This window comes from Anabaena sp. CCY 9402-a (assembly GCF_963920945.1).
Classification (GTDB): domain Bacteria; phylum Cyanobacteriota; class Cyanobacteriia; order Cyanobacteriales; family Nostocaceae; genus Trichormus; species Trichormus minutissimus.
On the sequence record NZ_CAWUDL010000001.1, the window covers coordinates 20,181 to 35,124 of the forward strand.

At 40.5% G+C, this 14,944-nt stretch carries 12 protein-coding genes; 8 read left to right on the forward strand and 4 right to left on the reverse strand.

Features of this window, described 5'->3' with window-relative positions:
• Nucleotides 1-45: 45 nt before the first annotated feature.
• From metK to ACM0OR_RS00100, 4 genes are all read left to right on the forward strand, one after another.
• A complete protein-coding gene (gene metK, locus ACM0OR_RS00085) occupies nt 46-1,320 on the forward strand; it encodes a methionine adenosyltransferase (RefSeq protein ID WP_414574524.1) in 1,275 nt (424 codons plus the stop codon).
• 728 nt (nt 1,321-2,048) lie between these two features.
• The gene (locus ACM0OR_RS00090) at nt 2,049-3,758 is read left to right on the forward strand and encodes an ATP-binding protein (protein ID WP_414574525.1); all 1,710 of its coding nucleotides are present in this window, start codon (nt 2,049-2,051) and stop codon (nt 3,756-3,758) included.
• Between the two features lie 180 nt (nt 3,759-3,938).
• Complete coding sequence (gene pcrA / locus ACM0OR_RS00095; RefSeq protein ID WP_414574526.1) at nt 3,939-6,260, forward strand: DNA helicase PcrA; 2,322 nt, start codon at nt 3,939-3,941, stop codon at nt 6,258-6,260.
• A gap of 481 nt (nt 6,261-6,741) precedes the next feature.
• Complete coding sequence (locus tag ACM0OR_RS00100; RefSeq protein WP_190704400.1) at nt 6,742-7,281, forward strand: L,D-transpeptidase; 540 nt, start codon at nt 6,742-6,744, stop codon at nt 7,279-7,281.
• Nucleotides 7,282-7,379: 98 nt separating this feature from the next.
• Here the strand turns inward: ACM0OR_RS00100 and ACM0OR_RS00105 are convergent, their stop codons facing one another.
• The 3 genes from ACM0OR_RS00105 to ACM0OR_RS00115 form a co-directional block, all read right to left on the reverse strand.
• Nucleotides 7,380-8,501, reverse strand: a complete 1,122-nt coding sequence (locus tag ACM0OR_RS00105; protein WP_414574527.1) for an AAA family ATPase — start codon at nt 8,499-8,501, stop codon at nt 7,380-7,382.
• 90 nt (nt 8,502-8,591) lie between these two features.
• Nucleotides 8,592-9,374, reverse strand: a complete 783-nt coding sequence (locus ACM0OR_RS00110; protein ID WP_323265020.1) for an RNA ligase family protein — start codon at nt 9,372-9,374, stop codon at nt 8,592-8,594.
• Nucleotides 9,375-9,710: 336 nt separating this feature from the next.
• Nucleotides 9,711-10,745 (reverse strand): ribonuclease T2 family protein, encoded by a 1,035-nt coding sequence (locus ACM0OR_RS00115; protein WP_414574528.1) that lies wholly within the window; start codon nt 10,743-10,745, stop codon nt 9,711-9,713.
• A 267-nt stretch (nt 10,746-11,012) separates the two neighbouring features.
• Between ACM0OR_RS00115 and ACM0OR_RS00120 the strand changes: the two genes are divergently transcribed.
• The 3 genes from ACM0OR_RS00120 (at nt 11,013) to ACM0OR_RS00130 (ending at nt 13,810) form a co-directional block, all read left to right on the forward strand.
• On the forward strand, nt 11,013-11,456 hold the full coding sequence (locus tag ACM0OR_RS00120) for a DM13 domain-containing protein (protein ID WP_414574529.1): 444 nt from the start codon (nt 11,013-11,015) through the stop codon (nt 11,454-11,456).
• Between the two features lie 207 nt (nt 11,457-11,663).
• The gene (locus ACM0OR_RS00125) at nt 11,664-12,383 is read left to right on the forward strand and encodes a DUF4079 domain-containing protein (RefSeq protein ID WP_414574530.1); all 720 of its coding nucleotides are present in this window, start codon (nt 11,664-11,666) and stop codon (nt 12,381-12,383) included.
• Nucleotides 12,380-13,810 carry a sensor histidine kinase gene (locus ACM0OR_RS00130; protein WP_414574531.1) on the forward strand — a complete coding sequence of 477 codons (1,431 nt, stop codon included), beginning with the start codon at nt 12,380-12,382 and terminating at the stop codon, nt 13,808-13,810. The genes ACM0OR_RS00125 and ACM0OR_RS00130 overlap by 4 nt, the downstream gene beginning before the upstream one ends.
• A 188-nt stretch (nt 13,811-13,998) precedes the next feature.
• On the opposite strand, the gene ACM0OR_RS00135 is transcribed toward ACM0OR_RS00130, so the two are convergent.
• On the reverse strand, nt 13,999-14,199 hold the full coding sequence (locus ACM0OR_RS00135; protein WP_190704420.1) for a hypothetical protein: 201 nt from the start codon (nt 14,197-14,199) through the stop codon (nt 13,999-14,001).
• 197 nt (nt 14,200-14,396) lie between these two features.
• Between ACM0OR_RS00135 and ACM0OR_RS00140 the strand changes: the two genes are divergently transcribed.
• On the forward strand, nt 14,397-14,873 hold the full coding sequence (locus ACM0OR_RS00140; protein WP_414574532.1) for a GNAT family N-acetyltransferase: 477 nt from the start codon (nt 14,397-14,399) through the stop codon (nt 14,871-14,873).
• Nucleotides 14,874-14,944: the final 71 nt, after the last annotated feature.

Here is a 14,944-nt window from a genome sequence, read left to right on the forward strand (position 1 = left end):
CTGATGTTTAGTCAGTGAAAATACTTTTACAGGGGGAATACTCTATTGTCTCGACGCTACTTATTTACCTCCGAGTCAGTTACCGAAGGGCATCCTGATAAAATCTGCGATCAGATTTCTGACACGATTTTAGATACCTTACTCGCACAAGACCCCTCTAGCCGAGTTGCGGCTGAGGTAGTTGTCAACACTGGCTTAGTGCTAATCACTGGTGAAATAACCACCAAAGCCAACGTCAATTATGTGAATATCGCCCGGAAGAAAATAGCGGAAATCGGCTACATTGATGCTGATAACGGCTTTTCTGCCAACAGTACCAGCGTGATTGTCGCTTTAGATGAACAATCTCCTGATATTGCCCAGGGTGTGAACACTGCTCAAGAAACTCGTCAGCAAGATAGTGAAGAACTATTTGACACTATTGGTGCTGGTGATCAAGGAATCATGTTTGGTTTTGCTTGCAACGAAACCCCAGAACTGATGCCCTTACCTGTGAGTTTAGCTCATCGGATTGCTCGCCGACTATCCGCAGTGCGTAAAACTGGGGATTTGCCCTATCTCCGTCCTGATGGTAAAACCCAAGTTACCGTCACCTATGAAGACGGTCGCCCGGTTGGTATTGATACCATTCTGATTTCTACACAGCACACAGCCACCATCGGTAACATAACTGATGAGGCAGCAGTCCAAGCGAAAATTAAACAAGACCTATGGACTGCGGTAGTTGAACCTGTGTTTGGTGACATGGAAATTAAACCCAGCCAAGAAACACGTTTTCTGGTTAACCCCACCGGAAAATTTGTCATTGGTGGCCCTCAAGGTGATTCTGGTTTGACGGGACGGAAAATTATTGTGGATACCTACGGTGGTTATTCACGGCATGGTGGTGGTGCTTTTTCAGGCAAAGACCCCACGAAGGTAGACCGTTCAGCCGCCTATGCAGCTCGCTATGTGGCGAAAAACATCGTCGCTGCTGGGTTGGCAGAAAAGTGTGAAGTGCAGTTGAGTTATGCCATTGGTGTAGCGCGACCCGTGAGCATTTTTCTAGATACCTTTGGTACTGGCACTGTCGATGATGAAACCTTGCTGGAACTAGTTAAACAGAACTTTGAACTACGTCCGGCTGGCATCATTCATACCTTCAACTTATGTAACTTACCAAGTGAACGAGGCGGACGTTTTTATCAGGACATCGCGGCTTACGGTCACTTTGGGCGGAATGACTTAGACTTGCCTTGGGAACGTACCGATAAGGCAGAATTTTTGAAGCAAGCCGCTAGTCATGCCATATCAGCTGCGATCGCGCAGGCTTTAAAGTAGATCCCAATACTACTGAAAAAATGATTTAGTTATAAGCCCTCTGCTCAGGAACTTTCTGGGCAGTGGGTTTTCTTATAGAAATAGAAACCTAGTAATTTTTGGAAAAATAGAGTCAAGAGGTGATAATATTTGCTATGTGATAACCAGATTTTATATCTAAAAAAGTTTCTCTCTTGTTAGTTAGTCAAGCTAGTCTTGATTCTAGAGTAGAACTAGTTGAGTGAAAAAGTTCCCTGTTTGCGTTTTTGTCAGGATTCCTGTGCTGAATTGCTGGAAAGTTCTAGTAAAGTGAATTAGCCCTTTTGTACTTTTAAACATCTGCGACTATAGTGCTTGAAGATGTTGGTTGAGTTTAACAAAAGTGCTTTAGAGAACTAGCAAACATCAGTCGGGAGATCATGGAAATGCGTTAGATTAGAGTATCCCCATACTTTCAGACAAAATCTGATCTGCAAAAATAGAGGAGAATCAAAGGCACTTCTAGGAAAATGTTAGATTTGTCAACTACCGATTCATTAAGCACGATATCGCTGATACCAGCAAATGTTCGTGTAAAAATTCGTATCAAAACCACTTCAATGTCATGAAGTAATGCGAATTATCTAGAAGGTGATTTATTGCATTTGTTATAAGAGAAAATAATCTAAAGTATTGATCAATATTGGCAGTGGTTGTATAAGTAAGACTGATTTGGTGATTTTTGCGGTAGGGATAAGGAGATTTGAGGGATGCAAACTCAACAGCCAATCCCTGTGTACAGCAGTTTAGAAAGCGAAAAAGTGCCAGTAGAAGAGACATCCAACGATGAACTCCCGACTATAGAATTTCCCTCACGAGGGAAACTCAAAGCCAGTTCCTGGCGCATACATCAGAAAATTGGTTATGGATATTTTGTGGCGATTGGTATTGGTTTTTTCGGCTCACTCACGGGTTTGGTCATCGCCAACTACTACCGTGGGAGAGAAATCAGGCAATTTAATCAAGCCCAGGAGCAACGACAACTACTGAGTGAGTATAAAGATGCAGTTATAGGCGCACAACTGCATAGTTTTAAAATGGCAGCGTTTTTAGAAGATCCCCAACGGCTACCAGCAAAAAAACAAGATTTTTTGAAAAATCTAGAGAAAGCTAAGACTTTAGAGCAAAAAATCGACAAATTTATTGATAAAAAACCTGAAACATTAGCGGCGACAACCACTAACTTACAGGCTCTATTACAAGATTACGCTTTTTACTTAAAATCGTATGTTGACAAAATAGAAGCGGTTTTGAAGGAAAGTAATCAACAGCAGGTGAGTGTCACTAGAGACAAGCTGTTACAAATTACGCGTGGTCAAACAGCCATGCAACTAGACCAGTTATCAGAAAAATTAACTAATATCCTCCGTACTGCGGAAGAGCAAGAACATAGGAGACAAAATGAGGTAGAACAAGCCAAGGGAGTAGAGAGATTAATTGTAATGGTGAGTATGCTGGTGTCAGTAGCGATCGCCGCCATCATAGCATGGCGTACCAGTCGAGCGATCGCAGAACCAGTGATCATTGTCACCCAAGTCGCTGAACAAGTAGCACGGAAACACAATTTTGATTTACGCGCACCCGTCACCACCGAAGACGAAATTGGTTTATTAGCAAAATCTTTAAATCATCTAATTGAACGGGTATCAGAACGCACAAAAGAACTAGAACAAGCCAAAGAACAAGCCGAAGCCGCCAGCAAAGCCAAAAGTAGATTTTTAGCTAATGTTAGTCACGAATTACGCACACCCCTAAATGCAGTGATTGGCTTGAGCCAACTGCTACAAGATGATGCAACGGATCTCAATGTATCGGGAGACTTCATCACTGACTTAGAAACTATCAACTCTGCTGGTAGACATCTACTAGAACTGATTAACGACATCCTTGACTTATCCAAAATTGAAGCCGAGAAAATGTCTCTTTACCCAGAGACCTTTGAGATTGCTACGCTAATTAATGACGTTGTCCTCACAGTCAAACCAGCGATAGAAAAAAATGGCAATGTGTTAGCAGTCTATTGTGATGAACACTTAGGCTTAATGTACGCTGATCAAACCAGAATGAGGCAGGTATTGTTAAACCTATTAAGTAACGCTGCTAAATTTACCACTAACGGCAAGATAACGCTAACAGTTAAGAATGACAGACAAGACAGCTCACCAGAAGCTCCCCTGGGCATGATTACTTTTAATATTAGCGATACAGGTATTGGGATGTCTCCCACACAACAGCAACAATTATTTCAACCCTTTATCCAAGGTGATACCTCTACTACAAAAAAGTATGGCGGTACAGGACTGGGTTTAGCTATCAGTCGCCACTTTTGTCAGCTGATGGGCGGTGAAATTTTGGTGCAGAGTCAGATGGGAATTGGTTCTACTTTTATTGTTCACTTACCATTGACGGTGCAGGAGTAAACTGGGAATAGGGCATTGGGAGACAAGTTAGACAAGGGTACAAGGTATAGTAACTAATGACGCTGGCGCGTAGCTTGCTTTGCTACGCAGGCGTAAGCCTACTCCAGAGGAGTACAATTTTGAATTTTGAATTCCCCGCAGGGGTTGACCATTGACTAAGTTATCAGCACTCCTCACACCATGACTACAAGCATCGACTTTCTCAGCCATCTTAACCCCAGCCAACGTCAAGCCGTGGAACATTACTGCGGCCCTTTGCTCGTTGTGGCTGGCGCGGGTTCTGGTAAAACACGCGCCTTAACTTACCGAATTGCGAACTTGATTCTCAAACACCGTGTCGCGCCTGAAAATATCCTGGCGGTGACTTTCACTAACAAAGCCGCACGGGAGATGAAAGAACGGATTCAGAGGCTATTTGCTGAACAGTTGGCAATGGCAGAACATGGACAAAAGTTGGATTTACTGCCAGAATACGAACAAACTAAACTGCGATCGCGCGTTTATAAAACTACTATCAAAGACTTGTGGTGTGGTACTTTCCACAGTCTATTTTCGCGACTTCTCCGCTTTGATATTGAAAAATATCAAGATGAAAAAGGTAGAAAATGGGATAAAAATTTCTCTATCTTTGATGAATCTGATGTCATGAGTTTAATTAAAGAAATTGTCACCAAGCAATTAAATTTAGACGATAAAAAATTTGACCCCCGTTCTGTACGTTACGCCATTAGTAACGCTAAAAATCAAGGGTTGTCTCCACAAGAATTAGAGCAAGAACAACCGAATTATCGCGGGCGAGTTATAGCTAATGTCTATAATCTTTATCAAGATAGACTTTCTCAAAATAATGCCCTAGACTTTGATGATTTAATTCTGATTCCTACTAGATTATTTCAGCAAAATGAACAGGTTTTAGGCTATTGGCATCGCAAGTTTTGCCATGTTCTTGTAGATGAATATCAAGATACCAACCGCACTCAATATGATCTAATTCGCCTGTTAGCAACTAATGGCGAAGAGCAAAAGACTGAATGGAATTGGCAGAATCGCTCAGTTTTTGTTGTAGGTGATGCTGACCAATCTATTTATAGTTTTAGAATGGCAGATTTCACCATTTTGTTAGAGTTTCAGAATAACTTTGGTGATGCTTTAGCTGATGAAGATACACGCACAATGGTGAAGTTAGAAGAAAACTATCGCTCTTGTGAAAACATTCTGCAAGCTGCCAATGAACTAATTGAAAATAACACCCAACGCATTGATAAAGTCCTCAAGCCTACGAGGGGTGCAGGTGAGCAAATTTATTGCCACAAAGCAGATGATGAACTAGCTGAAGCAGATTTTGTGATTAGACAAATTCGCAGCTTAGAACATCAACATCCTGAATTGGATTGGGGCAGTTTTGCCATTCTTTATCGTACCAACGCCCAATCTCGCCCCTTTGAAGAACAGTTAGTCAGGAATCAAATTCCTTATACAGTTGTCGGCGGGATGAAATTTTATGACCGCAAAGAAATTAAAGATGTCTTAGCTTATTTAAGAGCGATCGCTAACCCAGCAGATACAGTTAGTTTGTTAAGAGTTATTAATACACCCCGGCGTGGTATTGGTAAAGCCACTATGGATAATTTAATCAATGCTTCCCAGCAATTAAACACAACATTATGGGAAATATTGAGTGATGAGACTTCAGTCAATACTTTAGCTGGACGTTCTGCCAAATCTGTTAACAACTTTGCTAAGATGATTAACCGTTGGCAAGGAGAAATAGCAACAGTTCCCGTTTCGGAGATGGTAATGGGAATTTTAGAAGATTCTGGTTACGTGCAAGACTTACAAAATCAAGGAACAGACGAAGCCGAAGATAGAATCCAAAACGTCCAAGAACTTTACAACGCTGTACTGCAATTTCAAGAAGAAAATGAAGATGTTTCTTTAACAGCCTTCTTGCAAAGTACCGCCCTCAGTTCTGATTTAGATAACTTAAAAGAAGGACAAACAGCCGTTTCCTTAATGACCTTACACGCTTCTAAAGGCTTAGAGTTTCCCGTTGTCTTCTTGGTGGGATTAGAACAGGGACTATTCCCCAATTACCGTTCCATGAACGACCCAGCCGCCTTAGAAGAAGAACGCCGTCTGTGTTACGTGGGGATTACCCGCGCCCAAGAGAGACTACACTTATCCTTCGCCCGTGAACGCCGCTTGTATGGTTCACGAGAACCCGCCATGCGATCGCAATTTCTCGACGAATTACCCCCAGAATTATTAGCAAATCCCGGACAAAAGCGGCAAACTTACACCAAAACTTCTGCAACCAATGGGAAGCAAGCTGCTAATCAGGATTGGCGAGTAGGTGAGCGAGTTTTACACAAAAGTTTTGGTCTTGGTGAAATAACTCACATTTTTGGTGAAGGGAATAAGGTATCTGTAGCAGTTAAATTCGCAAGTTTGGGACAAAAGATTATTGACCCTAGAGTAGCGCAGTTGCAAAAGATGGACTGATATTATATTCAATCGTAGTCAAAGTAGAGACGCAATAAATCGCGTCTCCACAGTTTCTAATAAGTTCGTTGTGTAGAATGCTGCACGGCTTCTACATTAATATTGAGTCGAATTTACACAGGAAATATTAGTTGATAATTAAATTACTAAAATTTGATATATTCATGTGTTCAATTTATTAAAAAATCGAATGTACGATTATTAATAATAGATGATTGCTGATTGCTATAGCCTATCTTTAAAAAATCATAAATATCTCTAAAACAAGATAATCGCTATTATTTTCCGGGATTGGCATAACTGAAATTGAAATAAACTATAGAACGAAGAATTAATCTGTCTGCCTCAACAAATCTGCGTAAATCCTGACTTTAGCTAGATTGCAATTCAAAACACTCTACAGTCCCCAAACATCAAGTTTCATGTTTTGAATCTTGTATTTTCAGTGATCCGAAGTTTAGGAATTGATGACTTTAGCAATATGCAAAACTGGATTCGCAGTACCGGAAGACATTGCTTAGGAAAATTCTCTCCTGGTGCAGTAATAATAATGGCGGCTTTGCTGTCTTGGTTGCCGCCAACGGCAGCTGATACCAATCCACCCAAGACCGTAGCTGCATCAGTTAATGACAGCAGTATTAGTACATCGGATATTCAACAGATATCTCAATCTCGGCGGATTGTGATTGACTTATCGGCACAACGTTTATTTGCTTGGGAAGGGAATAAACTGGTGTATTCCTTTCGTGTGTCTACAGGAAAACGTTCCACTCCTACACCTACAGGCAAATTTACGATTAATTCCAAATATCGTATTAACAGGATGCGAGGCCGTGGCTACGATATTCCAGATGTCCCTTATGCTATGTATTTTCACAAAGGCTATGCTATTCACGGAGCTTATTGGCATAACCGCTTTGGCACTCCCGTTAGTCGTGGTTGTGTGAATTTACCAGTTAAACAAGCCCGCAAGCTTTACGATTGGGCTGCTAATGGGACTGTGGTAGTAGTGCGGAAATAGTTGTAATTTTGGTAATGGGTAATTGTTTGATTACCCATTACCATGATGGGCTATGCCCCACCTTTCCTGCGGAACACTTCGCGAACGGCGATTCGCAATTATCGTACTATCCAATTTACTGCCTGTGCTTCGGTAATATCTGGTACTTCTAAACGATTCTTCATTTTATAGAGTACCTTTTCTGGTAACTTGGCAGAGCGATCGCGATTTCTTTTGAGTAGTTCCTCCCAAGGTGCTTCTAAGTAAACAATGCGAATCTTGGCTTGATAATTGGCAAACTGACGTATAAGTGAACCTCTCAATTGGCGACTGATGTTGGTGGCGTTCCACACAAAAGATTTTCCAGTTCGCATATAGTCTTTAGCTAGGGCTTTGGCTGCATTCACCACTGCTCCTTGGTCTTCATCAGGTGCAATCCTCATGATGTTTCTGAGTTCATCTAGAGAAATTACTGCCCAGTCAGGTATATTTTTCTGAATCCAGGTGTCTTTCCCTGCACCCGGTAATCCTGACATCATCACTACTTCAAACCGTGTATCATCATAGGCTGCATAGTCTGCGTTGCCATTTTCTTTTTGAAAATAAATAAACCGACTGTGATTTGAGCGAAAGGTGCGAGGCTGGTGAAAGCAGTGATTTTCTTGAGCATATTCCCGGAAAAATGCAATCCGTTCTAATAACTGGGGTTGATCGTCGCAATATCGCCCCCAGACATCGGCTTCGGCTAGCAAACTCAGCATATCGCAACGGATAATCTGACTAGTTTTGATCACCGCTTTTTCGGGGTTAGGTTTGTCCCAAAACCACAGAGGTAAGCTACCGTATTTCACCAAAGCCACAACCGCCTCCCGTTCGCGGAATGGGACTTGCAAATCCCAGAGAATTTGCTGCGCCATCTTTGCACCTTGGAGGACGTGACCTTTAGAGGAGATAGCACCATCAGTTTCGATAAGGGTAGAGGCTGGTTTAGCGACATCATGCAGCAACGCCGCCACAAATAAAACTGAGCGTTCTGTAACTGGTAAGGCTCGCCATTTTGGTAATGCTACTAATGCCTCACATACTAATTTCGTATGGATGAGGACATTACCCTCTGCATGGTAACGTGGGTCTTGGGGACAATCAGCAAGCGATCGCAACCAATCAAATTCTGTTTCTAATGTGCGCCAATCTATTGTCCAGTTGTTTGCATCTGGGCAATGAGGAAAAGTCCAACTCATATTGCCATCCTCAATTAATAGTAATATTTGTTCGTAGTAAGGACTTTAGTCCTGATAGTTTTGAGGACTTTAGTCCTTAAAACAAACAAGTCAAAATAACTCGACACTAGAACGCAGCCGATTAGGGATAATCAGGCGGTTCAGCCAATGACCATCAGACTGTTGAATAGTAGTTAAAAAGCTGGAACGCACATATTTATAACGTCCTGTCACCGTATCCCCTGGTTCGACTTTGATGTATAAACCTTCCATCAAAGCACTTTGGTCAGTTTGCTTCAGGGAACGTTCTACATCTAATCCCTGTTCTTGACAAACTTGACAAAAATTTTCTAAATATCCAGAGGTTTGATAATGAGACTCACTCAATAACCCCAAGAGTTGTTTGTAAGATTGCAGTTTGCCAGTAAATAAAACCGGTACAGAAACCAGTGGTAGTCCTGCTAGTAGCTGCTGGCGATATTTGGTGCTAAGAAATACTTCGTTGTCTAAATCCAGCACATCGTACTCTAAAAAGTAGTGGGGTAAAGCATCGTAAAACACTGTGTGCTTGGCATATAGCCATTCACCAAAGAGAATAAAACGACTACCCAAAACTTCCCAAAATGCGCCTGCGTAGGTATGCGCCCACTGCTTAAACAGATTGAAATGCTTTTCTCTCGCACCACCTGTTAAATAGTGTCCCCGGCTTTGCAGTCGGAGTTGTCCATCCACAGTAAAACTGATAGCCGCGTTTGCACCATCAACTTTTTCTTCAACTACTACATACTGTTCCTTGATAGTTGCAAAGGGGATACTATCGAGGTCTTCATCCCCAGGCTGCGATCGCGAACCCTGAATGTGAGGGGTACGCGGATATTTATAGATTTGTTCCATGACTTTTACACCTTGGTAAGAGCAATCAAAATCATTACGTAGCGGAATCACACGAATGAGCAGGCATTTTTAACAGTTGCTACCATTCGCGATGAATCCGAATTTGATTGAGCCAAGGGATTACATAGCCGTGACCTGAATTTGTGTAGTGTTTACATAATACATTTACTTCACAAGCTGAAGCCAAGATTCCAGAATTTGGGAAGATATAGCAATTTTATTCAAGTAAGAATTTTTATAGGCGATCGCAATCAGGCAGACTAAATATATTTATAATCACTCTTGTAGAGACATTGCACTGCAACATCTCTACTGGTTCACAAAAGCACAATACAATTAATCGCGGGCATCATCAATTAAGCAAGATTTAAACTTTTCAACCTTGGCATTTGGGCTATTGGCAAGCAAGTTAGTAACTGGAGTTTCTAGGGTAATATCGCCTGCAAGGTTAACCCAAAATTCATTCAACAATAGATTATTGCATTTTACTTCTATCTTCTCCCCAGTTGCAGAGCCGAAAGAAGATAGAGCTTTATCAATCTCCTTGATAGCAAGTTGGCGACCAATCTTACTAGCAACTAATTTTTGCACTGGAGATTTATTAAAGGCTTCCAGAAGGACAATTGACTCGGTGTAATATTCTTCCGGTGTACCTTGGTAGCAAGTACCATGCTTAATCCATTCGTGTCGATGCAAGTTTGATAAAGTTCCAGGCATAACTACCTGTAGTTTTTGCCAAGTCTCCGGAGATAAATCTTCCTCTATAGCCGGTAGCTTTGACCAGTCTCTCTTATTTCCATCATCAAAAGCCCTATCACTCTGACTGACACCGCAGTAAATATTAGATTTGGGTTGAGGCCAGAGACCATGCAAAGCGAAATTAGTAGCTTCAGGGCGATTTGGGTCTTGAGCTAGGATTTTACATTCCTTTTTGTCTGGTTTGCCCTCACAAAATGCAGGTTGCCAACTGATAGCTAGTAAGTAGTCTTTGCCAATAGGAATTGGAATTATAGGAGGGTCGCTCACAGTTGTGTCAGGAGTTGGTGAAGCAGGTGAACTAGCCACATTCTGACAACTAGTAGCAACCCAACGCTGAGGAGGGTTAGCCCCAGCAACTTCTAAAAGGTAGTGAGAGGGGATATCTTTATTTTTCCCAACTACTTGATAAGTCTCTCCCTGCTTTAATTTCACGTTGCCAGGGTTAGTTCCTTTTTTAATTGAGACTAGGGCTTCGCAAGCATCTGTAGCGGTGAATTGACCTTCAAAGGGTACAAAAGCTAAAGCAGCGTCAGGAAATAGTATGAAAGAGAACACTAATATCATTGCTAACATAAGTGTTTTTCTGAGCGATCGCAGCATAGGATACTCCATAAAATTAGGCAGAAATGCCTCGTCAACTACGATAATGAGATGCTTTTAGCTAGGATTTGGCTTGATTGATTATAGATCGATAAACCCGAAGTATCCTAGCAGTAATACTTAAATGAATATAAAAAACGTAACTTACGCTTACCTAAATAATTTACCGGAAACTTCTTAATAAAGTTAATTTTTAACAAATTCTCAGCTTAATTTAATTTTGTAGGTAGCAGAAAGCTTTAAATTGTCTTTAGATAGCAATGTCAGGAGATTTGAGCTATGAAATGGAAAAAATTAGTAATTTTGGCAATTATTACGACTGTAGCTATGGGCTGTACAAGAGAAGTAAGTTCTAATCAGGTAGATACTCAAACTTCCACTACTGCAACTCGTCCAAGTGCTAAGGCTGGCAATTTTCAAGCTGGGGAACACCCAACTCAGGGTAAATTAACCGTAGTGACGGAACAAGGTAAACAATATTTAGAGTTTGATCAGAATTTTAAAACAGATAAAGGCCCTGACTTATTTGTAATTCTTCATACTTCCGATACACCACCAGTATCTGGCATTAAAGAAAAAGATTATGTAACTCTTGCCCCTTTACAAAAAACCAGTGGCAATCAACGCTATGCTTTACCTAATAATATCAAGTTAGCAAATTATAAATCTGTAGCTATCTGGTGCCGGAAATTCAATGCTACTTTTGGCTATGCCACTTTATAGACCTCTTGCATAAACCTTAAGCTGTCATGTTGAGCAAAGCTAAACATCTCAAAGATTCTACATTTCATTCGGAATGACAAATCTCATTTTCGGACTTTTGCAAGAGGTCTTATGAAGTCAAAAGTAAAAAGAGAGAGTCAGTAGATTAGTAAAAATTCTCTTTTTACTTTAGTTTGATAAACCTAAAAATTAATATCAATATTTTATATGGAATTAGTAGACTTTTTGGCGATTGTACATCCTGCGATCGCAGTTATTTTTGTCTTCCCTCTCATCGGCATTGTCAGCCATTTTGCTTGGCAGACACGCCAACGCCGTCTCCAAATTGTAGACGGCGGTAAAAGTAAAATTCCTCCGATAGTGGGAGGAGAACATAAGCGCATAGGTGAATGGCTAACTAGTGCCGTTGTAGGTTTATCTTTAATAGGTTTAGCCTATCCAATTGGTAAAAATATCATTAAAAATCAACTTTGGAATCAAAATTTATTCCAAGTTATATTTATTCTGCTAATGTTTGTTTTGACTATAGTTTGTTTAGTTTTACTTTTTCAAGTAAAACAGAGATTATGGCGCGGTGTATTTGCCACATTGACTGGTGCAGGTTTAGTCATTCTTGGCTGTCAAGATGGCGTATTTCGCCGCACAAATGAATGGTATTGGTCGCACTACTATATAGGGATTACCGCAGCCCTACTGATGATTTTTTCGATAGCAATTGTGCAAGATATTTATCAAGATCGGTCTAATCGCTGGCGGATAATTCATACTTTTATAAATTGCATTGCCCTATTACTATTTATCGGTCAAGGTTTTACAGGTTCACGAGATTTATTAGAAATCCCCCTAAGCTGGCAAGAATCGCACGTTTATCAGTGTAATTATTCCCAAAGAACTTGTCCAACCCCAAATATTGAAACTCCAAAGTGACACAAATACGAAAAATTTATCAAAAAATAGATCCTTTTTCATTACGTTTACGTTTGACAGTTGGTATTGCTATAGTTTCCGCTTTGGGTTTAGCAAATCTGGCTCTCTGGACAAGCTGGAAAATGCGGCAAGTGTTAATTAATAACCACAAACGAAATATTGAAGCAATTGCCCAAAGGCTTCCCCGAGATGTGCAGATTTATAGTGAAATGATGCCATCAAAGATAGCATTACAAAAAGCAATTGATAACTTGACAGCGACAAATACATTTTTGTGGGTTAAAAGTCCTGAAAATCAGATTTTAGCAAAATCTAATAATTGGAATCAGTTGTCGAATCCAACAGCAACTGAGTTAATGTCTCTCGGTGAAATGACGATAAAACCACGAATAGATAAAGTCGGTCAACGCTACTTTGTGTTATGTGGTGGTGCAATACCAGTACGGGGAAAAGTCCTAGGTAAATTATTTGTGATCCAGGATGTCACTCGTGAACAGACGATATTTTTGGGAATGGTGCAGAGTTTGGGAGTTGGTAGTGTATTAACAATTATCGTGATGTCTGTGGCGATCGCATTTTACATCAAGCGTTCTCTGCAACCACTAATGCAACTCAGCCAAATGACCTCTGTAATTTCCATCGCAGATTTAGGACAAGCCAAATTGTATCTAGATAAAGCACCTAGCGAAGTCAAAGAATTAGCACAAACCTTCAATATGATGTTAGCTCGCCTCTCCCAGTCTTGGGAACAAGAGCGTCAATTTGTTAGTAATGTTTCCCATGAATTACGTACACCACTGACAATAGTACACGGTTACTTGCAAAGTGTTTTACGCCGACAGACTAATCTCACCGATATGCAGCGAGAAGCCTTAGAAACTGCTGCATCAGAAGCCGAAAGAACAATTCGGCTTTTGCAAGATTTACTAGATTTAGCTAGAGCCGATAGTGGTTACTTGCAGCTTTGTCTGGAAGAATGCGCATTGAATGACTTAATTATAGAAGTTGCAGGCATGGCGGAAAAATATAGCGATCGCCAAATTACAATCGAATATACCATCAATCCCATTGTAGTGAAAGCAGACTACAATCGCCTCAAGCAAGTATTACTAAATTTAGTTGACAATGCTGTTAAATATTCCGATTCTGATACGCCAATAACTTTGAAATTGCATCAGCAAGAACAAGCAGTAATTATACAAGTTTGTGATCAAGGTTATGGGATACCTTTACAACACCAATTACGGATTTTTGAACGATTTTACCGTGTAGATGAAGCCCGTACTAGCTCTATAGGCGGTTGTGGTTTAGGATTATCAATTGTGAAAACCCTTGTTGAAGGTATGGGTGGTAGTGTTACAGTCCGTAGCCGTTTAGAAGAAGGTAGTATATTTACTATTACCTTACCCATTAGTGAGTGCTGTTAGCGGTAGCGCGGCATTTAGCCGATTGTGATTTGTGTTAGCTGGGCTTAAGCCTCTGCTGTGTCCTGAGTATGATAAATAATGAGTAGAAATGTAGAGGTAAACTAAACATATCTACTCATTTTCTCTTGAGTTATCTTAACCACCAAAAAAGCCAATTAAAGGTTTTTAGGCTTTAGACTTCTGCAAAATTATCGTGATTCAGTACCTTGATTGGGGCTACCAGCTACGTCATCTTCTCCTGGAGCTTCAGGTGTAGCAGATTCTCTAGCATCAGATTGAGAAGCATCACCAGTTTTGCGGATATCTTCTTGTAGTGGTGTTTGGTAGCCACCAGAAGAGGTGGGAGTGGTTTCTTGATTTTTAGATTTTTGTTTCCGTTCTTCAGACATAACTATACTCCTTCATTTAGTTCAGACTTCATTTTAAAAAATACGTATGGTAAATGTATCTATCTAAAATCTAGTTATGGCTAATTTATGACTCTATCAGAAGTATTGTTTAATCTTATTTATGTATACTTGCAAAAACGCCCCAAATAAAATTTTTATCAATAAAAACGAGTTCCACTATCTATATTCAATTAATTATGAAGCAGAGTAACTTATCATTACCACCTGGATGTACACTGCGTAGAGCGACATCTAGGGATATGCGATCGCTAAGATGGTTAGTTTTTTCAGCTATACTTGACCCTACCCAATTACGTTGGCAGCAGTTTTGGGTGATTGAATCTCAAGGGGATGTCATAGCCTGCGGACAACTACGTAACTTTGCACAAACCCAAGAACTCGGTAGTTTAGTCGTTACACCAACTTGGAGAGGTCGCGGTTTAGCAACGTTGCTCATACAACATCTGATAAATCAAGCCACACAGCCGTTATATCTTGAATGTCTAGGTGAAAGGCTCGCAAAATTTTACAGTCGCTTTGGTTTTGTGCAAATCAACTTTGAAAACTTACCAAAATCACTCCAGCGTAAGTTTAATTTATCCCAATTAGCTAAAAAACTCATCAAAGTTCCTGTAGTGTTTATGCACTATCAAGATCAAATAAATCAGTGCTGAGTAAAAAGTATAATTCAACACTCAATACATTGCCCACGCACCGCTCCGCTAACAGCACTGAAAACTCAAAA

Bases quoted from the DNA above. Each gene is read 5' to 3' on its own strand.
- ACM0OR_RS00090 (WP_414574525.1), top strand. From the start codon at position 2,049: ATGCAAACTCAACAGCCAATCCCTGTGTACAGCAGTTTAGAAAGCGAA.
- pcrA (WP_414574526.1), top strand. From the start codon at position 3,939: ATGACTACAAGCATCGACTTTCTCAGCCATCTTAACCCCAGCCAACGT.
- ACM0OR_RS00100 (WP_190704400.1), top strand. From the start codon at position 6,742: ATGCAAAACTGGATTCGCAGTACCGGAAGACATTGCTTAGGAAAATTC.
- ACM0OR_RS00105 (WP_414574527.1), bottom strand. From the start codon at position 8,501: ATGAGTTGGACTTTTCCTCATTGCCCAGATGCAAACAACTGGACAATA.
- ACM0OR_RS00110 (WP_323265020.1), bottom strand. From the start codon at position 9,374: ATGGAACAAATCTATAAATATCCGCGTACCCCTCACATTCAGGGTTCG.
- ACM0OR_RS00115 (WP_414574528.1), bottom strand. From the start codon at position 10,745: ATGGAGTATCCTATGCTGCGATCGCTCAGAAAAACACTTATGTTAGCA.
- ACM0OR_RS00120 (WP_414574529.1), top strand. From the start codon at position 11,013: ATGAAATGGAAAAAATTAGTAATTTTGGCAATTATTACGACTGTAGCT.
- ACM0OR_RS00125 (WP_414574530.1), top strand. From the start codon at position 11,664: ATGGAATTAGTAGACTTTTTGGCGATTGTACATCCTGCGATCGCAGTT.
- ACM0OR_RS00135 (WP_190704420.1), bottom strand. From the start codon at position 14,199: ATGTCTGAAGAACGGAAACAAAAATCTAAAAATCAAGAAACCACTCCC.
- ACM0OR_RS00140 (WP_414574532.1), top strand. From the start codon at position 14,397: ATGAAGCAGAGTAACTTATCATTACCACCTGGATGTACACTGCGTAGA.